The sequence below is a fragment of the Anianabacter salinae genome (assembly GCF_019061145.1).
Lineage (GTDB): Bacteria > Pseudomonadota > Alphaproteobacteria > Rhodobacterales > Rhodobacteraceae > Anianibacter > Anianibacter salinarum.
Genome location: NZ_JAHQZS010000001.1, coordinates 574,327 through 597,981, shown reverse-complemented (window position 1 = coordinate 597,981; position 23,655 = coordinate 574,327). Strand labels below are relative to the sequence as shown.

30 protein-coding genes are annotated in these 23,655 nt (G+C 67.5%); 9 read left to right on the top strand and 21 right to left on the bottom strand.

Annotation, left to right across the window (positions count from 1 at the left end; translation table 11 throughout):
* Positions 1 to 28 precede the first annotated feature (28 nt).
* Positions 29 to 310 (top strand): acylphosphatase, encoded by a 282-nt coding sequence (locus KTJ87_RS02960; protein WP_267137572.1) that lies wholly within the window; start codon positions 29 to 31, stop codon positions 308 to 310.
* A gap of 3 nt (positions 311 to 313) precedes the next feature.
* On the opposite strand, the gene KTJ87_RS02955 is transcribed toward KTJ87_RS02960, so the two are convergent.
* From KTJ87_RS02955 to KTJ87_RS02940, 4 genes are all read right to left on the bottom strand, one after another.
* Positions 314 to 574, bottom strand: coding sequence for a hypothetical protein (locus KTJ87_RS02955; protein WP_267137571.1), 261 nt, complete (start codon positions 572 to 574; stop codon positions 314 to 316).
* Between the two features lie 21 nt (positions 575 to 595).
* Positions 596 to 1,126, bottom strand: coding sequence for a PIN domain-containing protein (locus KTJ87_RS02950; RefSeq protein WP_267137570.1), 531 nt, complete (start codon positions 1,124 to 1,126; stop codon positions 596 to 598).
* Positions 1,126 to 1,872: a hypothetical protein gene (locus KTJ87_RS02945; protein ID WP_267137569.1), complete on the bottom strand. Its 747-nt coding sequence runs from the start codon at positions 1,870 to 1,872 to the stop codon at positions 1,126 to 1,128. The genes KTJ87_RS02950 and KTJ87_RS02945 overlap by 1 nt, the downstream gene beginning before the upstream one ends.
* Before the next feature lie 62 nt (positions 1,873 to 1,934).
* Complete coding sequence (locus KTJ87_RS02940) at positions 1,935 to 2,195, bottom strand: class I SAM-dependent methyltransferase (RefSeq protein ID WP_267137568.1); 261 nt, start codon at positions 2,193 to 2,195, stop codon at positions 1,935 to 1,937.
* A gap of 193 nt (positions 2,196 to 2,388) precedes the next feature.
* On the opposite strand from KTJ87_RS02940, the gene KTJ87_RS02935 reads away from it, so the two are divergent.
* Positions 2,389 to 2,748, top strand: a complete 360-nt coding sequence (locus KTJ87_RS02935) for a hypothetical protein (RefSeq protein ID WP_267137567.1) — start codon at positions 2,389 to 2,391, stop codon at positions 2,746 to 2,748.
* Positions 2,749 to 2,788: 40 nt separating this feature from the next.
* A complete protein-coding gene (locus KTJ87_RS02930) occupies positions 2,789 to 3,484 on the top strand; it encodes an NAD-dependent deacylase (RefSeq protein ID WP_267137566.1) in 696 nt (231 codons plus the stop codon).
* Positions 3,485 to 3,489: 5 nt separating this feature from the next.
* Here KTJ87_RS02930 and KTJ87_RS02925 read toward each other — a convergent pair whose 3' ends face one another.
* The 6 genes from KTJ87_RS02925 to meaB form a co-directional block, all read right to left on the bottom strand.
* Positions 3,490 to 4,038 carry a 2OG-Fe(II) oxygenase gene (locus KTJ87_RS02925; protein ID WP_267137565.1) on the bottom strand — a complete coding sequence of 183 codons (549 nt, stop codon included), beginning with the start codon at positions 4,036 to 4,038 and terminating at the stop codon, positions 3,490 to 3,492.
* Between the two features lie 87 nt (positions 4,039 to 4,125).
* On the bottom strand, positions 4,126 to 4,608 hold the full coding sequence (locus KTJ87_RS02920; RefSeq protein ID WP_267137564.1) for a copper chaperone PCu(A)C: 483 nt from the start codon (positions 4,606 to 4,608) through the stop codon (positions 4,126 to 4,128).
* Between the two features lie 47 nt (positions 4,609 to 4,655).
* Entirely contained in the window at positions 4,656 to 4,997 is a 342-nt protein-coding gene (locus KTJ87_RS02915) for a hypothetical protein (RefSeq protein ID WP_267137563.1), read from the bottom strand.
* Between the two features lie 106 nt (positions 4,998 to 5,103).
* Positions 5,104 to 5,394: a 50S ribosomal protein L28 gene (gene rpmB / locus KTJ87_RS02910; protein ID WP_267137562.1), complete on the bottom strand. Its 291-nt coding sequence runs from the start codon at positions 5,392 to 5,394 to the stop codon at positions 5,104 to 5,106.
* A 126-nt stretch (positions 5,395 to 5,520) separates the two neighbouring features.
* Positions 5,521 to 6,363 (bottom strand): alpha/beta hydrolase, encoded by an 843-nt coding sequence (locus KTJ87_RS02905; RefSeq protein ID WP_267137561.1) that lies wholly within the window; start codon positions 6,361 to 6,363, stop codon positions 5,521 to 5,523.
* A gap of 4 nt (positions 6,364 to 6,367) precedes the next feature.
* Positions 6,368 to 7,354: a methylmalonyl Co-A mutase-associated GTPase MeaB gene (gene meaB, locus KTJ87_RS02900; RefSeq protein ID WP_267137560.1), complete on the bottom strand. Its 987-nt coding sequence runs from the start codon at positions 7,352 to 7,354 to the stop codon at positions 6,368 to 6,370.
* A 108-nt stretch (positions 7,355 to 7,462) separates the two neighbouring features.
* Here meaB and KTJ87_RS02895 point away from each other — a divergent pair, with 108 nt between their 5' ends.
* The 6 genes from KTJ87_RS02895 (at position 7,463) to KTJ87_RS02870 (ending at position 13,351) form a co-directional block, all read left to right on the top strand.
* The gene (locus KTJ87_RS02895; protein ID WP_267137559.1) at positions 7,463 to 8,188 is read left to right on the top strand and encodes a DUF3108 domain-containing protein; all 726 of its coding nucleotides are present in this window, start codon (positions 7,463 to 7,465) and stop codon (positions 8,186 to 8,188) included.
* A 45-nt stretch (positions 8,189 to 8,233) separates the two neighbouring features.
* Complete coding sequence (gene hrpB, locus KTJ87_RS02890) at positions 8,234 to 10,657, top strand: ATP-dependent helicase HrpB (protein ID WP_267137558.1); 2,424 nt, start codon at positions 8,234 to 8,236, stop codon at positions 10,655 to 10,657.
* A gap of 219 nt (positions 10,658 to 10,876) precedes the next feature.
* The gene (locus tag KTJ87_RS02885) at positions 10,877 to 11,755 is read left to right on the top strand and encodes an S-methyl-5'-thioadenosine phosphorylase (RefSeq protein WP_267137557.1); all 879 of its coding nucleotides are present in this window, start codon (positions 10,877 to 10,879) and stop codon (positions 11,753 to 11,755) included.
* Positions 11,756 to 11,841: 86 nt separating this feature from the next.
* Entirely contained in the window at positions 11,842 to 12,408 is a 567-nt protein-coding gene (locus tag KTJ87_RS02880) for a hypothetical protein (protein WP_267137556.1), read from the top strand.
* 71 nt (positions 12,409 to 12,479) lie between these two features.
* Positions 12,480 to 13,019 carry an adenine phosphoribosyltransferase gene (locus tag KTJ87_RS02875; protein WP_267137555.1) on the top strand — a complete coding sequence of 180 codons (540 nt, stop codon included), beginning with the start codon at positions 12,480 to 12,482 and terminating at the stop codon, positions 13,017 to 13,019.
* Positions 13,019 to 13,351: a YnfA family protein gene (locus KTJ87_RS02870; protein WP_267137554.1), complete on the top strand. Its 333-nt coding sequence runs from the start codon at positions 13,019 to 13,021 to the stop codon at positions 13,349 to 13,351. The genes KTJ87_RS02875 and KTJ87_RS02870 overlap by 1 nt, the downstream gene beginning before the upstream one ends.
* Before the next feature lie 140 nt (positions 13,352 to 13,491).
* On the opposite strand, the gene KTJ87_RS02865 is transcribed toward KTJ87_RS02870, so the two are convergent.
* From KTJ87_RS02865 to coxB, 11 genes are all read right to left on the bottom strand, one after another.
* Positions 13,492 to 14,910, bottom strand: coding sequence for an FAD-binding oxidoreductase (locus KTJ87_RS02865; RefSeq protein ID WP_267137553.1), 1,419 nt, complete (start codon positions 14,908 to 14,910; stop codon positions 13,492 to 13,494).
* 199 nt (positions 14,911 to 15,109) lie between these two features.
* Entirely contained in the window at positions 15,110 to 15,925 is an 816-nt protein-coding gene (locus KTJ87_RS02860) for an MBL fold metallo-hydrolase (RefSeq protein WP_267137552.1), read from the bottom strand.
* Between the two features lie 105 nt (positions 15,926 to 16,030).
* A complete protein-coding gene (locus KTJ87_RS02855) occupies positions 16,031 to 16,621 on the bottom strand; it encodes a GNAT family N-acetyltransferase (RefSeq protein ID WP_267137551.1) in 591 nt (196 codons plus the stop codon).
* Entirely contained in the window at positions 16,621 to 17,880 is a 1,260-nt protein-coding gene (locus KTJ87_RS02850) for a M16 family metallopeptidase (RefSeq protein ID WP_267137550.1), read from the bottom strand. Before KTJ87_RS02850 ends, KTJ87_RS02855 begins: the two co-directional genes overlap by 1 nt.
* Positions 17,877 to 19,265, bottom strand: coding sequence for a threonine synthase (gene thrC / locus KTJ87_RS02845; protein WP_267137549.1), 1,389 nt, complete (start codon positions 19,263 to 19,265; stop codon positions 17,877 to 17,879). The genes KTJ87_RS02850 and thrC overlap by 4 nt, the downstream gene beginning before the upstream one ends.
* Positions 19,266 to 19,278: 13 nt before the next feature.
* Complete coding sequence (locus KTJ87_RS02840) at positions 19,279 to 19,953, bottom strand: SURF1 family protein (protein WP_267137548.1); 675 nt, start codon at positions 19,951 to 19,953, stop codon at positions 19,279 to 19,281.
* Between the two features lie 81 nt (positions 19,954 to 20,034).
* Entirely contained in the window at positions 20,035 to 20,829 is a 795-nt protein-coding gene (locus KTJ87_RS02835) for a cytochrome c oxidase subunit 3 (RefSeq protein WP_267137547.1), read from the bottom strand.
* Positions 20,830 to 20,858: 29 nt separating this feature from the next.
* Positions 20,859 to 21,449 (bottom strand): cytochrome c oxidase assembly protein, encoded by a 591-nt coding sequence (locus tag KTJ87_RS02830; protein WP_267137546.1) that lies wholly within the window; start codon positions 21,447 to 21,449, stop codon positions 20,859 to 20,861.
* The gene (locus KTJ87_RS02825) at positions 21,446 to 21,634 is read right to left on the bottom strand and encodes a hypothetical protein (protein ID WP_267137545.1); all 189 of its coding nucleotides are present in this window, start codon (positions 21,632 to 21,634) and stop codon (positions 21,446 to 21,448) included. Before KTJ87_RS02825 ends, KTJ87_RS02830 begins: the two co-directional genes overlap by 4 nt.
* On the bottom strand, positions 21,625 to 22,566 hold the full coding sequence (gene cyoE, locus KTJ87_RS02820; RefSeq protein ID WP_267137544.1) for a heme o synthase: 942 nt from the start codon (positions 22,564 to 22,566) through the stop codon (positions 21,625 to 21,627). Before cyoE ends, KTJ87_RS02825 begins: the two co-directional genes overlap by 10 nt.
* A gap of 91 nt (positions 22,567 to 22,657) precedes the next feature.
* Positions 22,658 to 23,524, bottom strand: coding sequence for a cytochrome c oxidase subunit II (gene coxB / locus KTJ87_RS02815; protein WP_267137543.1), 867 nt, complete (start codon positions 23,522 to 23,524; stop codon positions 22,658 to 22,660).
* Positions 23,525 to 23,655 lie beyond the last annotated feature (131 nt).

The following is a 23,655-nucleotide window of genomic DNA, read 5'->3' as shown; positions in this document are numbered from 1 at the left end:
TTGAAAGGAAGCGAGGAGGCAGCCCGAGATGACCGACACCACCGCGATCCGGGCGCGCATCAGCGGCCGTGTGCAGGGCGTGGGATTCCGCGCCTGGGTGCAGCATGAGGCCGAGGCGCGCGGGCTGACGGGATGGGTGCGCAACGAAGGCGACGGCAGCGTCGCCGCGCTGATCGAGGGGCCCGCAGCGCGGGTGGCCGAGATGCAGGCGCTGCTGCACCACGGGCCGGACGCCGCGCGGGTGTCCACCGTCACGGTCGAGGACGCCCGCCCCGGCGACGCGGGCGAAGGGTTCCGGATCACGGGGTAGCGGTCACAGGTCCAGCTTGCCCTGGGCGCGCGTGTCCTGTTCGCGGGCGGCCTTCTTGAAGGCGTCGTCGCGGCGGGCGGGAAGGCGCACGGCGCGGTCGCGCAGGGCCAGAGCTTCTTCGATAGAGACGATCTGCAGGCGCGGCACCGGGGAAAAGCCCGCTTCCTCGTATTGGCCCGCCGCCGCCGCTTCGGCGACCATCGGCTTGGTCGGTTCGGTCAGCGTCAGGAAGATGCCGATCTCGGCGCCTTCGCGTTCGATCACGCCGCGTAAGTAGCTTTTACTTCACACGTCAAGTGAACCCTGAGGGTCTTCCGGTGGTAAGTCGAGATCGGCTGTGCGGTAGGCATCCAATCCCGCATGTTTGGAATAGCTGTGCACGTCTGCGTCATCTGAATAGACCGCATGCGCGCCTTCTGCCTTTGCGATTGCGACGATCTGTCGGTCGAACTTGATCTTGGTCTTGGTCGCATCTGGATTTGCCGCATCGACGCGATGGCCGCCGCGCTTGATCGCATCACTCATGGCGAGTGCCGCTTCAATGGCGGCCTTCTGGTCAAAGGGCGCTATCCGAAATGCAGACTGGCCGTTCATGATGTCGAGATAGGGCTGCATCGCCTCGCCAGCGTGAACCAGAATCTCGGTCAAGACCGGTGTAGGGATCACGATTTTTTCGTTGTCAGCCGTTAGGTTATGGATCAGATGCTCAATCCGTTTGGCAGCCTTGTCCAATGGTTGTCCCGTGGCGGGATCGTTGGGCGGTTTGGCGTTCTGATCGAGGACAAGAAGCAGAACCGAGCTATCGAAAACAACCATTAGTGCAAACCGTTATCCTTTTCGCGAAGGGCTTTCACGGCACTGATGGGATCGTCCATGTCTTTCCACTCGCTGCCTTCGATTTTGCGCATCTGGTAAATGGCTTCCTTCAGATCATCGTCCGCAAGGACGCTATAGCTTTCAACCTTGAACTTCTTCAGACTCCACTTCCCGTCCTGGTCACGCAACCACCGGCCCGTGCCGAACACGCGCACGGGTTCATACATGTGTTTGGCCAGTCGGCGTGCCGTCTCGCGGTTCGTGTCGATCCCCGTGTACTTGGTTTCGCCGTTTTGAAGCTGAAGGTGTACGGTATGATCTGCGCCACTAACGCTGATCAAGATACCGTCGAGCGAGCCTACTTGGTTGAACGGGCCGAACGTGCTTGGCTTCGGCCGAGTCACGCCTGGGAATGCGATGATTTCAGCGCTCTCGTCTTCATCCTCATAGACAAAGCCCGTTGCGTTGTCCTCTGCCAGCAAGCGGTCGATTTCAGCGTGCGCCCTGGTGGCTTCCGGACTGCCTTCACCGCGCTTCACTTGAGCCAAATGAGTTGCGACCTTTGGCACGTCTTCATGGTCGATCCTGGTGACAAGCTGTGTACTGCCAGGTTTAAGCGTGTCGAAGTGTACGGCTGCATCGTGACCGAGCATTGCAGCTAGATTTTGCATGTACTGAGCCAGCCGGGCCATGGGGATGGTCTCGGGCGTATAGGCTTTGATGTACAATGTGTAGCTCTTGCTCATTCCAAATGGCCTACTGGAGGACGCTGGTAGCCTTTCTACTTAACCCACATGACGCATTTTAACTAGGCCATCATGTCGTTTTCCCCGAGGAACGAGCGCATCGCCCGCAGCATTTCCGCCGCCGCCCCGTTGCCCGAGCGCAGCACCTCGCCGAACGCCTCGATCTGCGCCGCGCTTTCGTTGCCCTGCGGCCCCTTGAACAGCACGTTGTAGCTGGCATTCGAGTTGAACGGCGGGTCGAGATAGATCAGGTCTACGCTTTCATCCGCGATGCTCTCGCGCAGCACCCGCAGGTTGTCGCCGTAATACAGGTGGTTGCCCATGAACGCCCTCCGCCGTGTCCGGTTCTGCGCCGGGATCGGTTAAGGCCGAGTTTAGGAACACCCCCCGAAAACACAAGCCACAGTTGCCCGGCGCCCACCGACCCCGAAATCTGCCCGATTGAGTTTTTCCACGATTTGCAGCATCTTTGCGCAAAGAGTTAATCCCGAAACCGGGACCACAGGGGCAGTATCCATGCGAACCATGCAAACCACTTTCGTGCTTCTGGCGGCGCTGGCGCTTGGCGGCTGCGGCGGCGGGGGCGATACGGTCGACCGTGCGGCGACCTACTCGCCGGTGCGCGCGGCCTCGGGGCCGATCTCGACCGCGTGCGCGCGCTCCGAGCGCGGGGCGAAGACCCCGGCGGTCTGCTCGTGCATCCAGGGGGTCGCAGACGTGTCGCTGTCCTCAAGCGACCAGCGGATGGCGGCCAAATTCTTTGCCGACCCGCACCAGGCGCAGGAAATCCGCCAGTCGGACAATCCCCGGCACGAGGTGTTCTGGAAGAAATACGTCGCCTTCGGGGAACAGGCGGAACTGTACTGCCGCGTCTGACCTTGTCGGTCCGCGTCCCTGCGCTGTGAAAGGTCGGCAGATGCAGGACATCGTCATCCTGACCGGCGCGGGCGTCTCGGCCGAAAGCGGGCTTGGCACGTTCCGTGATACGGACGGGCTTTGGACGAAATACGATCTGGCCGAGGTGGCGACGCCCGAGGGCTTTGCCCGCGATCCGCAGCTAGTGCATGATTTCTATAACGCCCGCCGCGCCAATGCGCGCGGCGCGGTGCCGAATGCCGCCCATGACGCGCTCGCCCGGCTTGAGCGCGCCCATGCGGGGCGCGTCCTGATCGTCACGCAGAATGTCGACGACCTGCACGAGCGCGCCGGATCGCAGGCGGTCTGGCACATGCATGGCACGCTCGCGGGCGCGCTCTGCGCCGCCTGCGGGCACCGGTGGGAGGCGCCGCCCCTGATGGCGCCGGACGATCCCTGCCCCGCGTGCCAGCGCCCCACCACCCGGCCAGACGTCGTGTGGTTCGGCGAATTTCCCTACCGGATGGAGGAGATCGCCGACCGCCTGGCGGCGTGCGACCTGTTTGTGTCCATCGGCACCTCGGGAAGCGTCTATCCCGCCGCCGGGTTCGTGGCCGAGGCTGCGGCGCGCGGGGCGCGCACGGTCGAATTGAACCTCGAGCCGTCCTCGGGCGGGGCGCTGTTCGACGAGGCGCGGCATGGGCTGGCAAGCGAGATCGTGCCCGCCTTCGTGGACGAGGTGCTGGCGCCGCGCTGAGCGGATCAGCGGAACGCCGGGCCGTGCGCCCATGTGGTCAGCGAAGCCCGCCCGCCTTGGGTCACCGGCGTGACCCGGTGGAGCGCGAAACTGGGGAACAGCGTCGCCGTACCCACCTCTCGCGGCGCGGTGCGGACTTCGGCGTCGATCTGCCATTCCAGCGCGCCGCCTGCATAGTCCGCCGGATCGCTCAGTTGCACCACCAGCGTCAGCTTGCGCTTGCGCGCCACGGGGCCGTCGCCGACATCGGCATGCCAGTCGAAATGCCCCGCCACCTCGGCGCCATAGCGGGCCACCTGCGGGCTTTCGGCGAACTCGGTCAGGTCAAAGCCGAAATGCGACCGATTCGCCTCGGCGACCAGCGTGATGATGCGCTGCATCACCCAATCCGTGCCGGGAGCCTCGTCCAGCCAGGCGATCTCGGCCCGGCGCATGTTGTGAAGCTGGCCGCCGACAAGGCCTGCGTCCTGCGCGGGCGCGGCGGCGGACAGCACCAGGATGGCAGCGCATTCGGCGGGCGAGAACGCATCGGGGATCGTGAGGGCGGAGAGCATAGGGGCACCTTGTGGCAAGGTTGACCCGATGCCCCGGAATGCGGTGGCCCGCTGCGCCATCTGCGACGCGGCGGGCCGAAAGCGACGTCAGTTGGTCGGTGTGCCGTGCTTCATGCTGCCGTGCCCGCCATGGTCCATCGGCATCCGGTCATTGTCGAGCGGCACCTCGACGGTGATCTCGCCCACCTTCTCGAACACCAGCGTGACGGTCACGCTGGCATCCTCGGACATCGGCGCGCCAAGACCCAGGAACATGACGTGATCCGCGCCGCGGTCGAGCATGTGCATGCCATTCGCAGGGATCTCGAAGCCGTCCTCGTCATGGGACATCTGCATCTTGCCGTCGCCAAGGTCGATGTGGGTGTGCAGTTCCACCCGCTCTGCCGCGTCCGAGCGCACGTCGATCAGCCGGTCGGCCTCGCCGCTGTTCTCGATGGTCATGAAGGCGGCGCCGGTGGGCGCGGTCGGTGGCACCCGGCGCAGGTAGGGGTCCTTGACGGTGATCTCGGCAAGCACGGGAGACGCGGCAAGGATCGCCGCAAGGGCGGTGGTCAGGAAGGTCTTGGTCATCGGAGTGGTCTTTCTCTGGTCTGATCGTTGATGAAAGGCGGTGGCGATCAGGCCAGGGGAGGTCCGCGTGCCGAGGGCGCGCGCAGGGCGCGGGCAATCGCCGCGGTCCGGTGCAGACCGAACGGTTCGGTTGTGGCAAGGGCGGTCGGCGGAACGGGTGCGGCGACAGCGGGCAGCACGCCAAGCGCCAGAGACATCATGCAGTCGGGACAGATATGGGCAGGGCCGGTCGGCTGGCCGTCCGCATCGACGGGAACCGTCACAGGGCCGGTGCCGGTGCACAGCACCATCTCGCCGACCGCCATGGACTGGCCGCGCGCCAGCGTCATCGCCGGGCCGGTCAGAACCAGCACCGCCACCAGAAGGCAGGACAGGAGGGCGCGTGTCATCCGCATGGCACAGCGATACCGGCGCGCCGCGGGATTCGAAAGCGTCAAAACGAAGCGGCCCCGCCCGTCGGGGCGAGGCCGCTTTGATGTGCAGTGCCGAAAAGGATCAGGCGGCGGGGGCCTGCGCCTTGGCGATCTCTTTCTTGACCTTCAGCGCGCGCGCGCTCAGCTCTTCGTCCTTCGACTTGGCAAAGAACGCGTCGATACCGCCACGGTGATCGACCGTGCGCAGCGCGGCTGCCGAGATGCGCAGCTTCACGGGGCGACCCAGCGCCTCGGACATCAGCGACACGTCGTTGAGGTTCGGCAGGAACCGGCGGCGGGTCTTGTTGTTGGCGTGGCTGACATTGTTGCCAGTCATCGGCCCTTTTCCAGTCAGTTCGCAGCGGCGCGACATCGGTTCATCCTCGTCTTTTCATAGTTTCCGGCCGGGCACTGGCGCCGGGGCCAATAGAAACAGGCACCGCGGGCGGGCGGTGCCCTGAAATTCGTCGCGTGGCTTTACCGCCGGATTCTGGTGGCGTCAAGGGGCCGGGTCCGCTTTCGCGGCAAGTTGCTCGGCGGCGCGGGCGATCTCGGCGCGCAGCTGCAGGCCCTTCACCTCGGCGCGGGCGGCCCAGAACGGGTGCCGCCGCGACAGACCGGCGGCCATGTTGGCCCAGTAGGACGGCGAGCGGTGGCGCGTGTCGCGGAACAGCGCCAGCACCTCGCGGCGACCGGCGCCCTCGTCCAGCGCCAGCGCACGCAGATCGGCCGCCCCGCGCCCGACCGACAGCACATCGGACGCCGGATGCCCGGCAAAGGTAAGAGCCGTCAGTTCCAGCCGGGGAAACAGCACTGAAATCGCACGGGCATGCTGCCGGTCCTCGGAAATCGCGGGGTCGTACAGCAGCGCGCCGGTCAGATCGCTGCGCGCCGCCTGCGCCAGATCGCCCGCCTGCCCGTCGAAGCCCTGCGCCTCGGGATAGCGCGATTCCCACGGCGCGCGCCCCCGGTCGAGCGAGACCTGCGGCGACACCGCGATCATCTGCGACAGCCGCAGCGCCCGCGACAGGCGCAGCCCAGCATAGCCGCCGAGCGAATAGCCAAGCCCGTGCACCCGGCGATACCCCTTGACGAACCCGGCCAGCGCCGCCTCGAGCGCGGGCAGGTCGGGGTTCACGAACCAGTCGTTGCGGATCGTCTGAAGCCGCAGAAGCGTGACCTTGCGGCGGATGCACAGATTGGATCGCTTGGCCCTCTCCCACCCCGCCTTGCCAGGATTGTAGTGATCGAACGTCACCAGAAGATCATCAAAGCCCGGCAGGATCGCCACCGCGCGGGAATGTGCGCCGCCGAACACCAGCGTCTTGCGCGCCTCGGCCATCCCGTCAGCGCCCTAGGAACCGGTCGAGGACACGCTCTGCCGCGACGGCAGGCGCAAGCGTTCCGGCGGCAAGATCGGCGTCGATCGCCTCGATCTCGGCGCGGATGGCGGGATCGGCGGTCAGCCGGTCCAGAAGGCCCTGGCGCAATTCCTCGTCAAACCAGCGCCGCGCCTGCCGGGCGCGCCGGGTGGCCCAGTGTCCTTGCGCGCGCCGCCAGTCGGCAAGCGCCTGCATCTCGGTCCACGCCTCGGACAGCCCGGTTTCCGCCATGGCCGAGACGGTCAGCACCTTGGGAAAGCCCTCGGGGTCTTCCTCGCGCTTGCGCATCAGGTGCAGGGCGCCGCGATAGTCGGCCTGGGTGCGCCGCGCCGTCGCGGCCAACTCGCCATCCGCCTTGTTCACGAGGATCAGGTCGGCGATCTCCATGATGCCGCGCTTGACGCCCTGCAATTCGTCGCCGCCCGCAGGGGCCATCAACAGCACGAAGATGTCCGACAGGTCAGCCACCATCGTCTCGGACTGGCCGACGCCCACCGTCTCGATCAGGATCACGTCATAGCCCGCCGCTTCGCACAGCGCCGCCGCCTCGCGGGTGCGCCGGGCGACACCGCCCAGGTGCGACTGGCTGGGCGACGGGCGGATGAAGGCATCCGGGTCGCGCGCCAGACGGTCCATCCGGGTCTTGTCGCCCAGGATCGACCCGCCCGACCGGGCAGACGACGGATCGACCGCCAGCACCGCGACCTTGATCCCCTGTCCCGTCAGCATCGTGCCGAACGCCTCGATAAAGGTGGACTTGCCGACGCCCGGCGTGCCCGACAGCCCCACCTTCAACGCCTCGCGCCCGCCCTTCAGCGCCGCCAGAAGGTCGAGAGCGGCCGCGCGGTGATCGGCGCGGCGGCTTTCCACCAGTGTCACGGCACGCGCCAGCGCTCGGCGGTTTCCCGCCCGGATCGCGTTGGCAAGCTCTTCGGTTTCAGCCCGTTTCATGGCAGTCTTTCACCCGGTGACGGTGCCTTGATTTGACCGTTACCGTCGCGTTCTGCCTTTTTGCCACCTCGGGGTCCACCCCGCACCAGAAACCGACGAGTGATTGACATGATCCGTATCCGCACCCTCGCCGCCGCTGCGGTCCTTGTCCTTGGGCAGGCCCTGTCCGCCGCCGCCCAGGCCCGCGACACCACCGCCACGTTCGACGTCTACTTCGCCGGGATCAAGGCCGGGGTCGCCGCGTTCAAGGGCATCACCACCGACAGCGCCTATTCCGTGGCCGGCCAGTTGAAATCCACCGGCCTGATCTCGGCGGTCGTGGACCTGCGCTACGACGTGAAGGCGCAAGGCGCGCTGCGCAACGGCACCTTCATTCCGACCAGCTATTCCGAGAACAACAACGACGGCCGCGAAGTCAGCCGTGCCACGATGAGCTTTCAGAACGGCGTACCACGGGTCATGCAGACCACGCCCCCGGCAACGCGCGGCCCGAACGCGCTCGATCCCGCGACGCAAGGCGGCACGCTCGATCCTGCGACCGCGCTGTTCGCCACCTTGCGCGACCGCCCGAAGACCGAGCTGTGCAACCGCTCGGTCGACATCTTCGACGGCTCGCGCCGTGCCCGCATCGCCATCGGTCCCTTGCGCGAAGAGAGCGGCGCGGTCACCTGCAGCGCCAGCTACCAGCGCATCGCCGGATACGAGCCGTGGGAGATGCAGGAACGCCGCGTGTTCCCGTTCGAGCTGAACTTCCGCCCCGCGGGCGAGGTCTGGCAAGTGTCCGAAGTGCGCATCGCCACCGTCTACGGCACGGCCAAGCTGATCCGGCGCTAGGCGCACGCTCTGGCCCCGGCACCGCCCACAGGCTAAGCCGGGACCATGACCCGCCTACCCATCGAAGACGCGATCCCCGACCTTCTGGCTGCCCTGCAGGCCCAGGGGCGCGCCGTGCTGCAGGCGCCCCCCGGCGCGGGCAAGACCACGCGCGTGCCGCTCGCGCTGCTGGACCATGTCCCGGGCCGGATCGTCATGCTCGAGCCGCGCCGCCTTGCCGCCCGCGCCGCCGCCGAGCGCATGGCCGAAACGCTGGGCGAGCCTGTCGGGCGCACCGTCGGTTACCGGGTGCGGGGCGAAGCGAAGGTGTCAGGCGTCACCCGGATCGAGGTCGTCACCGAAGGCATCCTGACACGGATCCTGCAATCGGACCCCGAATTGACCGGCATCGGCGCGGTGATCTTCGACGAATTCCACGAACGGTCCCTGAACGCCGATCTCGGCCTTGCCCTGACCTGGGAGGTGCGCGGCGCGCTGCGCGATGACCTGTGGCTTCTGGTGATGTCCGCAACGCTCGACGCCGCCCCCGTCGCCGCCCTGCTGGACGACGCGCCGGTGGTCACCTCGGACGGCCGTGCCTTCCCCGTCGAGACCCGGTGGCTTACGGCGCCGCTGCCGCGCGGCCAGCGCCCTGAAGCGGCGGTTTCCGCGCTGGTGGAAGGCGCCCTGTCCGAGACGGACGGCGGCGCGCTGGTGTTCCTACCCGGCGAGGGCGAGATCCGGCGCGTGGCGGCGGCGCTGGAGGGGCGCCTGCCGCCGGGCTGCGCGATCCGGCCGCTCTACGGCGCCATGCGCTTCGAGGACCAGCGCGCCGCGATCGCCCCCGCAGCATCGGGCCGCAAGGTGGTGCTGGCCACAGCCATCGCCGAAACCTCGCTGACGATCGAGGACGTGCGCATCGTCATCGACGCCGGACGCGCGCGGCGGGCCCGCTTCGATCCGGGCACCGGCATGTCCCGCCTCGTGACCGAGCGCGTCAGCCGCGCCGAGGCCGACCAGCGGCGCGGGCGGGCGGGCCGTGTCGCGCCGGGGGTCTGCTACCGGCTCTGGACCCGTGCCGAGGAAGGCGCGCTGCCCGCCCATCCTCCCGCCGAGATCGAAAGCGCCGACCTGACCGGGCTGGCCCTGGACCTTGCGCAATGGGGCGCAGCGCCCGAGGCTCTCGCCTTCCTCACCCCGCCCGCGGCCGGTGCCTACGCCGAGGCGCAGGCGCTCCTGCATGATCTGGGCGCCCTTGGACCCTCCGGGCTGATCACCGACCACGGACGCGCGCTGGCCGCGCTGCCGCTGCACCCGCGGCTGGCCCACATGCTGATCCGCGCGGGATCGCAGGCCGCGCCGCTGGCCGCACTTCTGGGCGACCGCGATCCCCTGCGCGGCGCGGGCAGCGACCTGACGCTGCGCCTGCGCGCCTTGCAGGGCGAGCGTGTGGGCACGGCCGATCCGGCCGCGCTGAGGCGCCTGCGCGACGAGACGCGCCGCCTCGAGCGCCTGGCGCCGCGCGGCGGCGCGCCCCTGTCCCCCGGACAGATGGCCGCCCTCGCCTACCCCGACCGTATCGGCCTGCGCCGCCCCAGCGATGCGCCGCGCTGGCTGCTCTCGGGCGGGCGCGGGGCCGAGGCCGCAGCGGACGATCCGCTGGCCGGGCAGCGCCTGATCGTCGCGCCCGACCTCGACGGCGGCGGGCTCGAGGCGCGCGTGCGCCTTGCCGCAGCGCTGAGCGAGGCAGAGTTGCGCGCGGTCCACGCCGACCGCATCGGCTGGGTCCGCTTCGCCCGCTGGTCACGCCGCGAGCGCCGCGTCGAGGCCCGGCAAGTGGAACGGCTGGGCGCCATCGCCCTCGACACACGCGCCTGGACCGATGCCCCGCAGGATGCGCTGGTGGCCGCGATGCTGGACGGTGTGCGCGATCTTGGCCTGCCCTGGTCCGCCCCCGCCCGCCGCCTTCAGGCCCGCGCCGACCTGATGCGCCGCGAAGGCGCCGAGATCGCCGACGTCTCCGACGCCGCCCTCACGGACAGCGCCGAGGACTGGCTGGCCCCGTTCCTGAACGGGATCACCACCGCCGATCAGCTCAAGCGGCTCGACCTGACCGAGGCCCTGCGCCAGCACCTCGGATGGGACGCGCTGCAGCAGATCGACCGGCTGATGCCCTCGCACTTCGAGACACCGCTCGGCCGCCGGGTGCCGATCGACTACGCGGGCGACCACCCCACCATCGAGGTGCGCCTGCAAGAGATGTTCGGCGTGACCGAACACCCCGTCGTCGGTCCGCGCCGCCTGCCGCTCCGCATCGCGCTGCTCTCTCCTGCCCAGCGCCCGGTGCAGGTCACGATGGATTTGCCCGGCTTCTGGGACACCAGCTATGCCGATGTGCGCAAGGACATGCGCGGGCGCTATCCCCGCCACCCCTGGCCCGAAGACCCCCGCGCCGCCGATCCGACCCTGCGCGCCAATCGCAGGTCCTGATCCCCGCACCGCTGCCCCCCCCCCGCTGCCCCCCGGCCCCCAAAGGCGCCGGTCCCATCTTTGGCCCCGAAATACTCGGGAGAGCGCGAGAGGGAACCGTCTCGCACGCCCCAAGCGGGCTCGATGCCCGCGCCGGGGCGTTCCCCCGTCCCCGGACTTGCGCGCAAGGCCAGCCCCGTTAAACAGGGCAGGACACAGCGCAACCGGGGGCGAGGGACGATGACGGATACCATGATCGGCGTGATCGGCGGATCGGGCGTCTACGAGATGGGCGGGCTGGAGGACGCGACATGGGTCGCGGTCGAGACGCCCTGGGGCACCCCGTCCGACCAGGTTCTGACCGGCGCGCTCGGCGGCGTGAGGATGGCCTTCCTGCCCCGCCATGGTCGCGGCCACGTCCATTCGCCGACCACCGTGCCCTACCGCGCCAACATCGACGCGCTGAAGCGGCTTGGCGTGACCGACGTGATCTCGGTCTCGGCTTGCGGGTCGTTCCGCGAGGACATGGCGCCAGGCGATTTCGTCATCGTCGATCAGTTCATCGACCGCACCATCGCGCGGGAAAAGTCGTTCTTCGGCACGGGCTGCGTCGCGCATGTGTCCGTCGCGCATCCGGTCTGCCCCCGCCTCGGCGCCGCCTGCCTCGAGGCGGCCCGCGCGGAGGGCATCACCGTGCATGACGGCGGCACCTATCTTGCGATGGAGGGGCCGCAGTTCTCGTCGATGGCCGAATCAAAGCTCTACCGCGAGGTCTGGGGTTGCGACGTGATCGGCATGACCAACATGCCCGAGGCGAAACTCGCCCGCGAGGCCGAGCTGTGCTATGCCTCGGTCGCCATGATCACCGACTACGACAGCTGGCACCCCGACCACGGCGCGGTCGAGATCTCGGACATCATCCGCACCCTCACCGGCAATTCGGACAAGGCTCGTGCGCTGGTCAAACGGCTGCCGGGGCTTCTGGGCGCGGACCGCGCCCCCTGCCCCCACGGCTGCGACCGCGCGCTGGAATTCGCCGTGATGACCGCCCCGGACAAACGCGATCCGGTGCTGGTCGGCAAGCTGGACGCAGTCGCAGGGCGGGTTCTGCGCGACTGACCCTGCGACACTCTGGCAGACATTTATTCATTTATTTGCATGTATAGTCCGGCGATGCCCTAAGGGGCGCCAAAGGAATGACAGACATGATCCGCATTATTTCGATTACCGCCTCCGCCCTGCTTGCGCTGGCCCTCACTCCCGGCGCCATGGCGCAGGGCATGGGGCATGGGCACGGCGCCCTGCACGGCGCGGACGGCACCGGGCATGACGAGGCCGTGATGCCCGGCCTGCGCGGGCGTGATGCGACGCCCGAGGAAAGCGCCGAGATGGCCGCGCTGTTCCGCCGTTTCGAGGACCTGCGCCGCGCGGTCGAGCTGCTGCCAAACGGCATCCGCACCGTGACGGGCACCGACGATCCGGACCTCATGGCGATCCTCGCAAGCCATGTGACCGGCATGATCGGCCGGGTCGAGGATGGCCGGGACCCGCAGGTCTTCATCCAGTCGCAGACCCTCGGCATCTTCTTCGAGCGGCCCGAGGCCATCGTCACCGAGATCACCCTGACCGACGTGGGCATCGCCGTTGTTCAGACATCGCAGGACCCCGAGGTCGTCGCTGCGCTGCATGCGCATGCTGCCGAAGTCACGGACATGGTCGACCGCGGCATGGAGGCCGTCCACGACCGCATGGCAAGCCAGTCCGGGAACTGAACCCCGCACTTGCGCGGGCGTACGTCTTTTGCCCTAAAGGAGACCGACCCGATCCAACCGGAGCCCGGCCCATGACGCCTCGCAAGACTGTCCGCGATTACATCCGCACCATCGTCGATTTCCCGCACGAGGGCATCCTGTTCCGCGATGTCACGACCTTGTTCGCCGACGCGCGCGGGTTCCGCATGGCGGTCGACCAGATGCTGCACCCCTATGCCGGGCAGCGCATCGACGCGGTGGCGGGGCTCGAGGCGCGGGGCTTCATCCTTGGCGGCGCCATCGCGCACCAGCTTGGCACCGGCTTCGTGCCGATCCGCAAGAAGGGCAAACTGCCCGCCGCCACCATATCGGAATCCTATACGCTCGAATACGGCGAGGCCGTGGTCGAGGTGCACGACGACGCCATCGCCGCCGGACAAAAGGTGCTGTTGGTCGACGACCTGCTGGCCACCGGCGGCACCGCCGAGGCCGGGATCAAGCTGGTGGAACGGCTGGGCGGCGAGATCGTCGGCTGCGCCTTCATCATCGACCTGCCCGACCTTGGCGGACGCAAGAAGCTTGAAGCGTTGGGAATGGATGTGCACGCGCTCTGTGCGTTCGAGGGCGACTGATGGCGGGCGCGCTCGCGCTTTACGCAGCCGCGGCGCTCGCGGAAATCGCCGGGTGCTTCGCGGTCTGGGCGTGGCTGCGGCTTGATCGTTCGATCCTCTGGCTGCTGCCCGGAACCGCGTGCCTGATCCTTTTCGCGGTCCTTCTGACCCGGATCGACACCGGCTTTGCCGGGCGGACCTATGCGGCCTACGGCGGCGTCTACATCGCGGCGTCACTGCTCTGGCTGTGGGTGGTCGAGGGACAGTCCCCAACCCGCTGGGACCTTGTGGGGGCGGCCGTCTGCCTTGTCGGAACCGCGATCATCCTGTTCGGCTCGTCCGCGCGGGCCTGACACCCCGCTGCACCACGCGCGCGCATTAACGCTTTCGCAACCTGTCGCGCGCTAGGGTGTCCGCATGGGCGCCAGGCGGCAGCGCCGGTGCACCTTCCCTCGACTGTCCAGAAACCCCGCCTGCCCCGTGCGGGCGGGGTTCACCTGTGCCGCAGCACCGCACCGGGGTTCATGATCCCCGCCGGGTCGAGTGCGTCCTTGATCGCGCGCATCGCCGCCAGCTTTACCGGATCGCCATAGCGTTCCAGATCGGCGACCTTGGCCCGCCCGATGCCATGCTCTGCGCTGATCGACCCTTCCATCTCGGCCAGAAGATCATGGGTAATCGTCTTGGCACGCTTGCGATCCGCCTCGCGGCCCTTGTTGGTCTCGCCCGGCGCCGGAAAGACGTTGAAATGCAGGTTGCCGTCGCCCAGATGCCCGAAACAGTTGATCCGGCAGGACATCGCGGCGTGCAACTCAGCCCCCGCGCGGTCGATGAACTCGGCGACGCGGCCCAGCGGCAGGGAGATGTCGTTGGACACGATGGCCCCGACCTTGCGGTTTGCCAGGGGGATCGTCTCTCGCACGGTCCAGAAGTCGTGCCGCTGCTGCTCGGACTGGGCGATCAGGCCATCGGACACGAGATCCGCCTCGAAGGCGTCGGCGAACAGCGCTTCAAGCGCCGCTGACGGATCGAGGCCTAGTGGCAAACCAAGGTCGATCAGCACATGCCAGTCCGGCGGCGTTTCGAACGGCTGGCGGATGTCGAACCCGGTTTCGGTCAGAAAGCGCAGTCCCTCGCCGGAAATCAGCTCGAACGCCGAAATCCCCTCGCCGATGCGCGCCTGCGCCATCGACAGAAGGGCAAGCGCCGCCGCGGGGTCCGGCACCACCATGACAGCGGCGCCTGTCGCGGCAGGGCGCGGGAACAGCCGCAGCGCGGCGGCGGTGATGACGCCCAGCGTGCCCTCGGCGCCGATCAGAAGGTTGCGAAGGTCATACCCGGTGTTGTCCTTGCGCAGCCGCCGCAGCCCGTGCCATATTGATCCGTCGGGCAGCACGGCTTCAAGCCCCAGCACCAGATCGCGCGCGTTGCCGTAGCGCAGCACGTTCACCCCGCCCGCATTGGTGCCCAGAAGCCCGCCGATCCGGGCCGAGCCTTCGGACGCCAGCGACAGCGGAAACAGGCGCCCGGCGCCCTCCGCCGCTTCTTGCACTGTTTGCAGGATCGCGCCCGCCTCGGCGATGAGCACGTTCTCATCCGCATGGATGCTGCGAATCGCGGTCATCCGGTCCAGGGACAAAAGGATCGGCGCGGGGCCATCCTCGATCACCTGCCCGCCGACAAGGCCGGTGCCGCCGCCATAGGGGATCACCGGCACGCGCAATTCGGCGGCAATACGGATCACCGCCGAAACCTCGGACACGTCCGCCGGGGCGACGACGGCGCCCGCGATGCCGTTGTGAAGGCCGCGCGGCTCTTCCAGATGGCGCGGCTCGACGGGCCGGACGGCGCCGGGGACGGCGTTGTTCAGGCGGGCGATGACGGTGTCGTCGCAGGGGTTCAACGTGGTCATGCTGGCGTTATGGGACGCAGCGGCGGCGGCGGCAAGCGGCTGCGGGTTCGCCCGGGTAGGCGGGACGAGTCCCGCCCTACAGACCGAGGTCAAGGGTCAGGCTTTGCGGGTGCGAGCGTCCCTTCGTAGGGCGGGATTTATCCCGCCGTCCCTCGCCCCCCCCGCACCAAGTCGCGCAGGCGGCGGGACAAGTCCCGCCCTACGGGGTCAGCAGTCTTGGTTCCAGCACCATGACGGTGGGGCGGGACGGCAGGTCGCGCAGCGACAGGGTCAGCGTCGATGTGCCGGGCCGTTCGATGGCGAACTCGTCCGACATGCGCGACAGGAACGTCTCGAGTGCCGAGCGCCCGAACCAGTGCATCGGGATCACCACCGAGGATTTCAGGCGGTTCATGATCTGCGTCATCGTGCCGACGTCCAGCGTCAGCCCGCCGTCGACCGCCGCCATCACCACGTCCAGCCGCCCAAGCGCGGCGTATTGCTGATCGTTCGGCTCGTGATGCAGGTGCCCCAGATGGCCGATGCACAAGCCTGCCACCTCGAACACGAAGATCGAATTGCCGTTCTCCTCGGTCGAATATCCCCGGCGGATGTCCGTCGGCACGTTGCGGATCAGCACGTCGCCGACCTCGAGGTAGTGTTCGCGCGGCTCGCCCGGAACCTCGCCCCAGCCCGGCAGCGCGTGGGGGATGGCGGGATCGACAAACGGCGTCCAATGCGTCGAATGGGCGTGGTTCATCGTCACCACGTCGGGCAGGAAATCGGCGGTGCCGGTATAGCCTGCGTAGTCGGTGACGATGTTCACCCCGGTCTCGGAGCGGATCAGGAACATCGCGTGGTCGATGTAGTGGATCAGCACCGAGTATTCGGGCACCGGATCTGCGTAACTGGCCTTGTGCAGGTACTCGATCCCCGGCGCGGCATCGGCGATGGCGATGCAGTGGCTGGGGCGGCGGTCCTGCGCGGCGGCGGGAAAGGCGGCAAGCATGAGAAGGCAGGCGAGAAGGCGGCGCATGGCGGGTCTCCGGGCTGTCATGCCCGCAGCATAGCGCGCATGCCCGCCCCCACGGCAAACGCCGCGCGGCCTGCGCCGCTCACATCCCCGTGTGGTGCCTGCGGATCAGGCGAGCCCGACGTCGGTGCGCCCGCGCCGATCGCTGCGCAGGTTCGCGTAGAGGACATGGTTGCGCCAGCGCCCGTTGATCTGCAGGTAGCTTTGCGCGACGCCCTCGTACTTGAAACCGGATTTCTCGAGCACCCCGCGCGAGGCGGTGTTCTCGGGCAGGCAGGCGGCCTCGATCCGGCTGAGATCAAGCGTGTAGAACGCGTGGTGCACGACGGCTTCGATCGCCTCGCGCATGTAACCGAGACGGGCGTGCGGCTCGCCGATCCAGTAGCCCAGCGTGCCCGATTGCGCCGGACCGCGCCGCATGTTGTCGAGCGTGATCGCCCCCACCAGCGCCTCGTCCATCCGGCGGAACAGGAACAGCGGCACCGCCGTGTTGCCGGTGATCGACCGCTGCGCCCAGTAGACGCGGTTGGTGAAGGCCTTGCGCGTCAGGTGGTCGTCGGCCCAGGTCGGCTCCCACGGCTGAAGGAATTCCGACGAGATGGCGCGCAAGGTCGTCCAGGCCCGGAAATCGCCATGCTGCGGCGGCCGCAGGATCAAGCGGTCCGTCCCGATCCGCACCGTCCGGCGGCGGGTGAACATCAGGCGGCAAGCCTTTGGCGGATCGCGTCCAGCTCTGCCCGCTTGGCGTCGGGGCCATAGACCGTAAGCGCGGCCGGCGCCTCGGCGGTGCGGCGGGCGAAGGCCAGGACATCCTCGCGGCCCACCGCCTCGATATGGGCGATGGTTTCCTCGATGGTCGGCACCCGGTCCCAGATCGACACCAGCCGCGCCAGCCGCTCGGCCCGCGACGAGGGGCTTTCCAGCCCGATGAGCAGCCCGGCCTTGAGCTGAGCGCGGGCGCGCGCGACCTCGGCCTCGGTCATGTCGTCGGCGGCGCGCCGAATCTCGGTCGCCGTCAGGTCGGCCAATTCGCCAAGCTGCTTGCCGGAGGTGCCCGCGTAGATCGTCGTCATGCCGGTGTCGGCATAGGCACCGGACTGGGCGAAGATGGTGTAGCACAGGCCCCGGTTTTCCCGAATCTCCTGGAAGAGGCGCGAGGACATGCCGCCGCCCAGCGCGGTCGAATAGACCTGCGCGGTGTAGATATCGAGGTCGCGGTAGCCGGGCGCCTCGAAGGCGAGCGCGAAATGCACCTGTTCAAGCGTCTTGGTCTCGCGCCGCTCGCCGATCTGGAACTTGGCGGGGGTCGTCACCTCGCCCGCGCCGCGCGGCAGGTGCGAGAACAGCTTTTCCGCCTCGCGCACCAGCCAGTCGTGGTCGATGGCGCCCGCAGCGGCCAGGATCATCCGGTCGGGGCCATAATGCTCTGATACGAACGACGACAGATCGTCCCGCTTGAAACCCGATACCCGCTCGGTCGGGCCAAGGATCGACCGGCCCAGCGCCTGGTCGGGATAGGCGACCTCTTGCAGCCAGTCGAAGACCACGTCGTCGGGGGTGTCCAGCACCTGACCGATTTCCTGAAGGATCACGCCGCGCTCGACCTCGATCTCGCGGTCGTCGAAGACCGGGTTCAGGACGATGTCGGAAATCACGTCCAACGCCAGCCCGGCATCCGCCTCGAGCACGCGGGCGTAATAGGCGGTCATCTCGCGGCTGGTGTAGGCGTTGATGTAGCCGCCGACGTCCTCGATCTCTTCGGCGATCTGCAGGGCGGTTCGGGTCTTGGTCCCCTTGAACGCCATATGCTCAAGGAAATGGGCGATCCCGTTCTGTTCCAGCCGCTCGTGGCGACCGCCCGCATTGACCCAAAGGCCAAGGGCGGTCGAATGCAGTGCGGGCATGTGTTCGGACACGACCCGAAAGCCGTTCGGCAGCGTGGTGATCTGGACAGTCAACGGGGCAGACGCTCCTTGATGAGGGATGTCAGCGCGCCGTGGTCGTTTGCGACCGCGGTCACGCGTTCCGGCCTCTCATAGAGGTCGGCCATGCGATTTGGAAGGGGCGGGCGCGTGCCTGTCGCAGCCTCGACCGCATCGGGGAATTTCGCGGGATGCGCCGTGGCAAGTGTGACCATCGGGGTCGGGCCAAGGTGATCGGCGGCCACCTTCACGCCGACGGCGGAATGCGGGCACAGCGTCTCGCCAGTGGCGGCAAAGGTTTCGCGGATCGTGGCGCTGGTCTCGTCCTCGGACACGCGGCCCGAGGCGAACACCTCTCGCAGACGCTCCAGCGCGCCCTGGCTGACGGTGAACCCGCCGTCCCGCTTCAGCGCATCCATCTGCTGTGCCACGGCGCGCCCGTCGCGGTCGTAGACATCGAACAGCGCGCGTTCAAAGTTCGACGACACCTGGATGTCCATCGAGGGGCTTATGGACGGCGTCACGCCCTCTTTCCGGTGCATGCCGGTGGCAAGGGTGCGGTGCAGGATGTCGTTCTGGTTCGTCGCGATCACCAGCTTGCCGATGGGCAGACCCATGCGCCGCGCGATGTAGCCTGCAAACACGTCGCCGAAATTGCCGGTGGGCACTGTAAAGTTCACCTCGCGCCCCGGCGCGCCCAGCGCCACGGCGGCGGTGAAGTAATACACCACCTGCGCCAGCACCCGCGCCCAGTTGATCGAGTTCACGCCCGCCAGCCGCACCTCGTCGCGGAATGCAAAATCGTTGAACATGTCCTTGAGCGCAGCCTGGCAATCGTCGAAATCCCCCTCGACGGCGAGCGCATGCACGTTGGATTCGGTCGGCGTGGTCATCTGGCGGCGCTGCACCTCGGACACGCGGCCATGCGGGAACAGGATGAACACATCCACCGCCTCCAGTCCCCGGAACGCCTCGATCGCGGCGCTGCCGGTGTCGCCCGAGGTGGCGCCGACGATGGTGACGCGGCTGCCGGAGCGGGTGAGCGCGGCCTCGAACAGCTGGCCGATCAGCTGCATGGCGAAGTCCTTGAACGCCAGCGTCGGGCCGTGGAACAGCTCCAGCAGGAAATGGTTGGGGCCGAGTTGCACAAGGGGCGCGCGGGCGGCGTGGCCGAACCCGGCATAGGCGCGGGCGATGATGCCGCGGAATTCGTCATCGGTGAAGGCGTCACCGATGAACGGGCGCATCACCCGGAAGGCGACGTCTTCATACGGTAAACCCGCCAGCGCCGTGATGTCGGCATGGCTCATCTGCGGGATGGTCTCGGGGACATACAGCCCGCCGTCGCGCGCAAGCCCGGTCAGCATCGCTTCTTCGAAGCTCAGCGTCGGGGCGGCGCCCCGGGTGGAAACATAGCGCATGGAAACCCTTCCCTCAGACAGTCCGACGCCTGATACGCGACAGCAGGAACCCTGTCATCCCCAGCCACACGGCGCAGAGCGAAAACCAGGTGACCGCGTATTCGAGGTGGTCGTTCGGAACGCCCACCGTCGAGACCGGCAGCGGCGTGACGACATCACCCGGCGGCTCGACCGTGCGGGCGACGATCAGCAGCGGCTCTGTCCCCAGCGCCTCGGCGAGCGCGGGGACGTCGCGGGCGAACCACAGCGCCTCGGCCGGGTCCGGGTCGGGGGTGAAGCTGTCGATCTCGTCGGGCCAGTGCAGGTTGCCGGTGACCGTCACCTGCCCCGGCGTAGACACCCTGTCGCGCGCGGCGACGGGAACGACGCCCCGGTCCAGCAGCACCCGGCGCCCGTCTGTCGCGAACGCCGAGATCACGCGGTAGACGGCGCCCATGTCCTTGACGCTGGCCAGCACGAACGCCGTCTCGCTGCCCGCAACACCGCTGGCGCGCACCGGCAGATAGCGGTCCGCCTCGGGGTCTGCGCTGGCAGGCAGCGCCACCGGGGCGGCGGCGATCCGTGCCTCGATGTCCGACAGGATCGCCTCTTTCCACGCCAGCCGCTGAAGCTGCCAGACGCCCAGGCCGATCAGGATCGCCGCGCCGACGATCCCGATCAACAGCGGCACGATCATGCGTTTGGTCATTGCGTCGTCCCCTGACGTGACAGGGGGCGCAGGATGTCCCCCGCGCCCCCGTTGCCTGTGGTCCGAAAGATCAGGGCGCGGTCAGGCGCTGCCCCAGATGTAGATCGCGGCGAACAGGAACAGCCACACCACGTCGACAAAGTGCCAGTACCAGGCCGCCGCTTCGAAGCCGATGTGCTTTTCGGGGGTGAACTGGCCCGCCAGCGCGCGCAGCAGGCAGACGAACAGGAAGATCGTGCCGATCACCACATGCGCGCCGTGAAAGCCGGTCGCCATGAAGAAGTTGGCGCCATAGATGTTGCCCGAGAAACCGAAGGCCGCGTGCGAATACTCGTAGGCCTGGAAGAAGGTGAACACGATCCCCAGCAGGATCGCCACGATCAGGCCGTTCACGAGGTCCTTGCGGTTGTTCTCGTGCGCAAGCGCATGGTGCGCCCAGGTCGCCGCCGCGCCCGAGCACAGCAGGATCAGCGTGTTGATGAGCGGCAGGTGCCAGGGATCGAACACCTCGATCGAGGGCGGTGGCCACTGGCCTTCCGAGAATTCCTGCATCGGGTAGATCGCGTGCTTGAAGAACGACCAGAACCACGCGGCGAAGAACATGACCTCGGACATGATGAACATGATGAAGCCGTAGCGCAGGCCGATCCGCACCACGGGGGTGTGGTCGCCCTGCCGCGATTCCTCGACCACCTCGGACCACCACGCGAACATGACATAGGCCACGCCGGCAAAGCCGATCAGGAACATCCACGGGCCGTTGCCGTGGAACATCAGCACCGCCCCGAAGAGCATGATGAAAGCCGATACCGCGCCGATGAACGGCCAGATCGACGGCTGCAGGATGTGATAGTCGTGGTTCTTTTCGTGCGCCATTGGTCTTGTTCCCCCGTCGGGCGATCAGGTCAGTTGGTCTCGGTTTCCTTGGTCGCGGGCTCCGCGTCAAGCGCAGCCTGCTGGTCCATGTACTCCTCGGGCAGCGGGGCCTCGTGGAAGGTATAGGACAGAGTGATCTTGTTCAGGTGTTTCGCATCGCGGTCGTTCACCATCTCGGGATCGACGTAGAAGGTTACCGGCATCTCGACCCGCTCACCCGGCTGCAGCACCTGCATCTCGAAGCAGAAGCAGTCGATCTTGGTGAAATAGCCGCCCGCCTCGTAGGGATAGACGTTGTAGCTGGCGGTGCCCGCGACCACGCGGTCGGTGGGGTTGTAGGCCTCGTAGAACGCCAGCCCGCTTTCGCCGATGCGAAGCTCGACCTCGTTGGCCACCGGCTTGAACTCCCACGGCATCCCGCGCGCCTTGGAGGCGTCGAAGCGGATCTTGATCGTGCGGTCAAGGATGGTGTCCGATCCCGCCTCTGCGACACCGGTGGTGCCGCCGAAGCCGGTCACGCGGCAGAACCAGTCGTAGAACGGCACCGACGCCCAGGCGAGTCCGCCCATGACGATGACGACGCCGACAAGCTGGATAACGGTCTTTTGCGGCCCGGTCATTCGCCTGCTCCTGCAGCCAGTTCCGGGCGCACGACATGGTCAAAGCCCTGCACCGCGCCGATCTGCTGCACCTTGACGACGGTCAGGCCCAGCACGATGGCAACGAACCCGACAAGGCAGATGGCAACGCCCATGTTGCGGCCCGAGCGGCGCTGGTGGATTTCATGTTCGACCTTCAAAGCCATAGGGCACCCCCGAAGCCTGCGCGCAGCAAGGCCGCATCCGCGAGGAGGGCACCGAAATGCGCGAACAGGTAATACAGCGAAAAGCGGAAGAACGTCTTTTCGACCTTGTAGTTATCGGCTTCCGCAAGCCCCTCGTCCCGGCGCCAGATTTGCACGGCACCCTTCAGGAACCACGCGTTCATCAGAACGGCGGTAACCAGATAGACCGGCCCGCCCACGCTGGTCAGGCCAAGGCCCACGGCCAGCGGCGCCAGAAGCACGGTATAAGCCAGGATGTGGCGGCGCGTGGCAGGGCGACCGTGCGTCACCGTCAGCATCGGGACGCCCGCGTCGTCGTAATCAGAGCGCATGAACAGTGCCAGCGCCCAGAAATGCGGCGGGGTCCACATGAAGATCAGCGCGAACATCAGCACCGATTCCAGCGCCACGCCGCCGGTGGCAGCGGCCCAGCCGATCATCGGAGGGAAGGCGCCGGCCGCGCCGCCGATCACGATGTTCTGCGGGGTCGAGCGCTTGAGCCACATGGAATAGACGACGGCATAGAAGAAGATCGTGAAGGCCAGAAGGCCCGCCGCGAACCAGTTGGTCGCCAGTCCCAGCATCACGACCGAAAAGCCCGACAGCGCCAGCCCGATCGCCAGAGCCTCGTCGCCCGCCACCTTGCCGGAAGGGATCGGCCGCTTGCGCGTCCGCTTCATCACGCTGTCGATGTCGGCATCCCACCACATGTTCAGCGCGCCCGAGGCGCCGCCGCCGACCGCGATGAACAGGATCGCCGCGAAGCCGATGAACGGATGCACCGGAACCGGCGCAACCAGAAGCCCGGTGAAGGCCGTGAAGACGACAAGCGTCATCACGCGCGGTTTGAGCAACGCGAAATAGTCGCCAAAGCTCGCTTCGCCTTCATGGGTCTGGATGGTGGTGTCGGTCATGGTCGTCCTTGCGCATGTCTTGGCCGCAGCCCGGCGGTCCGGAGCGGCGGGTCCGGGCGCGGCTGTTGCGGCGCCCGGGTCTGGACCGGCGTCAGCCGTTCGCAGCCACGTCCTGCTCGGCGGTCAGGGTCGGCGTGCCGCCCTGTTCTTCGATCCACGCGTTGTATTGTTCCAGCGTCACGGCCTTGACGGTGATCGGCATGTAGGCGTGGTCCTTGCCGCACAGTTCGGAACATTGACCAAAATAGATGCCTTCGTTGCCTTCGTCGACCTCGAACCACAATTCCGCAAGGCGGCCGGGGACCGCGTCCTGCTTCACGCCGAAGGCCGGGATCGTCCAGGAATGGATCACATCGGCGCCAGTGACCTGCACGACGACCGTCTGGCCGGTCGGGATCACCATCGCCTCGTTGGTGGCCAGAAGGTATTCGTCTTGCGTGTAGCCGAATTCCTCAAGCTCTTCGCGGGTCAGCATGAAAGCGTCGAAGGACACATCGTTGTCGGTGTATTCGTAGCCCCAGTACCACTGGTAGCCGGTGGTCTTGATGGTCACGTCCGCCTCGGGGATTTCCTGCTGCTTGAACAGCACCGGCAGCGAGAAGGCGCCGATGAACACCAGGATCAGGATCGGAACCACGGTCCAGGTGACTTCGAGGGGCGAGTTGTGGGTGAACCGCGCGGGGTTGGGGTTCACGCGCTTGTTGTAGCGCACGATGACCACCGCCAGCAGCCCGGTCACGAAGACGGTGATCGCGGCGATGATGATAAGCACCATCCCGTCCAGCCAGTGCAGATCGCGCGCCAGTTCCGTCGCGGCCGGCTGAAAGCCGATGCCGTCGGGGGTCGGCTTGCCGATGATCGGCAGGTTGCCGAACGAGTCCTGGGCCTGCGCGGCCACTGCGGCGACCGAAACGGCGGCGGCGGCGGCGATGCGGGTGAAGATGGTGTTCAAGCGCATGATGATGTCTTCCTGTTCGGCTTGGCGGCCGTGGCGGCCCCGTCCCGGCGCCGGTGCTTTCGCGGCACCGGCATTCCGTTGTATCCCGGCGGTCTAAGACCATATTGAACGGCATGGAACAAGCATTTCCA

What these genes read in the sequence shown, in the direction of transcription:
- KTJ87_RS02855 (WP_267137551.1), bottom strand. Translation starts at nt 16,621, where the DNA reads ATGTTCACCCGCCGCCGGACGGTGCGGATCGGGACGGACCGCTTGATC.
- hrpB (WP_267137558.1), top strand. Translation starts at nt 8,234, where the DNA reads ATGACCCGCCTACCCATCGAAGACGCGATCCCCGACCTTCTGGCTGCC.
- KTJ87_RS02960 (WP_267137572.1), top strand. Translation starts at nt 29, where the DNA reads ATGACCGACACCACCGCGATCCGGGCGCGCATCAGCGGCCGTGTGCAG.
- cyoE (WP_267137544.1), bottom strand. Translation starts at nt 22,566, where the DNA reads ATGACCGACACCACCATCCAGACCCATGAAGGCGAAGCGAGCTTTGGC.
- KTJ87_RS02835 (WP_267137547.1), bottom strand. Translation starts at nt 20,829, where the DNA reads ATGGCGCACGAAAAGAACCACGACTATCACATCCTGCAGCCGTCGATC.
- KTJ87_RS02915 (WP_267137563.1), bottom strand. Translation starts at nt 4,997, where the DNA reads ATGACACGCGCCCTCCTGTCCTGCCTTCTGGTGGCGGTGCTGGTTCTG.
- coxB (WP_267137543.1), bottom strand. Translation starts at nt 23,524, where the DNA reads ATGCGCTTGAACACCATCTTCACCCGCATCGCCGCCGCCGCCGCCGTT.
- thrC (WP_267137549.1), bottom strand. Translation starts at nt 19,265, where the DNA reads ATGCGCTATGTTTCCACCCGGGGCGCCGCCCCGACGCTGAGCTTCGAA.
- KTJ87_RS02860 (WP_267137552.1), bottom strand. Translation starts at nt 15,925, where the DNA reads ATGCGCCGCCTTCTCGCCTGCCTTCTCATGCTTGCCGCCTTTCCCGCC.
- KTJ87_RS02925 (WP_267137565.1), bottom strand. Translation starts at nt 4,038, where the DNA reads ATGCTCTCCGCCCTCACGATCCCCGATGCGTTCTCGCCCGCCGAATGC.
- KTJ87_RS02880 (WP_267137556.1), top strand. Translation starts at nt 11,842, where the DNA reads ATGATCCGCATTATTTCGATTACCGCCTCCGCCCTGCTTGCGCTGGCC.
- rpmB (WP_267137562.1), bottom strand. Translation starts at nt 5,394, where the DNA reads ATGTCGCGCCGCTGCGAACTGACTGGAAAAGGGCCGATGACTGGCAAC.
- KTJ87_RS02865 (WP_267137553.1), bottom strand. Translation starts at nt 14,910, where the DNA reads ATGACCACGTTGAACCCCTGCGACGACACCGTCATCGCCCGCCTGAAC.
- KTJ87_RS02940 (WP_267137568.1), bottom strand. Translation starts at nt 2,195, where the DNA reads ATGGGCAACCACCTGTATTACGGCGACAACCTGCGGGTGCTGCGCGAG.
- KTJ87_RS02875 (WP_267137555.1), top strand. Translation starts at nt 12,480, where the DNA reads ATGACGCCTCGCAAGACTGTCCGCGATTACATCCGCACCATCGTCGAT.
- KTJ87_RS02935 (WP_267137567.1), top strand. Translation starts at nt 2,389, where the DNA reads ATGCGAACCATGCAAACCACTTTCGTGCTTCTGGCGGCGCTGGCGCTT.
- KTJ87_RS02840 (WP_267137548.1), bottom strand. Translation starts at nt 19,953, where the DNA reads ATGACCAAACGCATGATCGTGCCGCTGTTGATCGGGATCGTCGGCGCG.
- KTJ87_RS02825 (WP_267137545.1), bottom strand. Translation starts at nt 21,634, where the DNA reads ATGGCTTTGAAGGTCGAACATGAAATCCACCAGCGCCGCTCGGGCCGC.
- KTJ87_RS02830 (WP_267137546.1), bottom strand. Translation starts at nt 21,449, where the DNA reads ATGACCGGGCCGCAAAAGACCGTTATCCAGCTTGTCGGCGTCGTCATC.
- KTJ87_RS02930 (WP_267137566.1), top strand. Translation starts at nt 2,789, where the DNA reads ATGCAGGACATCGTCATCCTGACCGGCGCGGGCGTCTCGGCCGAAAGC.
- KTJ87_RS02885 (WP_267137557.1), top strand. Translation starts at nt 10,877, where the DNA reads ATGACGGATACCATGATCGGCGTGATCGGCGGATCGGGCGTCTACGAG.
- KTJ87_RS02920 (WP_267137564.1), bottom strand. Translation starts at nt 4,608, where the DNA reads ATGACCAAGACCTTCCTGACCACCGCCCTTGCGGCGATCCTTGCCGCG.
- meaB (WP_267137560.1), bottom strand. Translation starts at nt 7,354, where the DNA reads ATGAAACGGGCTGAAACCGAAGAGCTTGCCAACGCGATCCGGGCGGGA.
- KTJ87_RS02870 (WP_267137554.1), top strand. Translation starts at nt 13,019, where the DNA reads ATGGCGGGCGCGCTCGCGCTTTACGCAGCCGCGGCGCTCGCGGAAATC.
- KTJ87_RS02895 (WP_267137559.1), top strand. Translation starts at nt 7,463, where the DNA reads ATGATCCGTATCCGCACCCTCGCCGCCGCTGCGGTCCTTGTCCTTGGG.
- KTJ87_RS02945 (WP_267137569.1), bottom strand. Translation starts at nt 1,872, where the DNA reads ATGAGCAAGAGCTACACATTGTACATCAAAGCCTATACGCCCGAGACC.
- KTJ87_RS02905 (WP_267137561.1), bottom strand. Translation starts at nt 6,363, where the DNA reads ATGGCCGAGGCGCGCAAGACGCTGGTGTTCGGCGGCGCACATTCCCGC.
- KTJ87_RS02950 (WP_267137570.1), bottom strand. Translation starts at nt 1,126, where the DNA reads ATGGTTGTTTTCGATAGCTCGGTTCTGCTTCTTGTCCTCGATCAGAAC.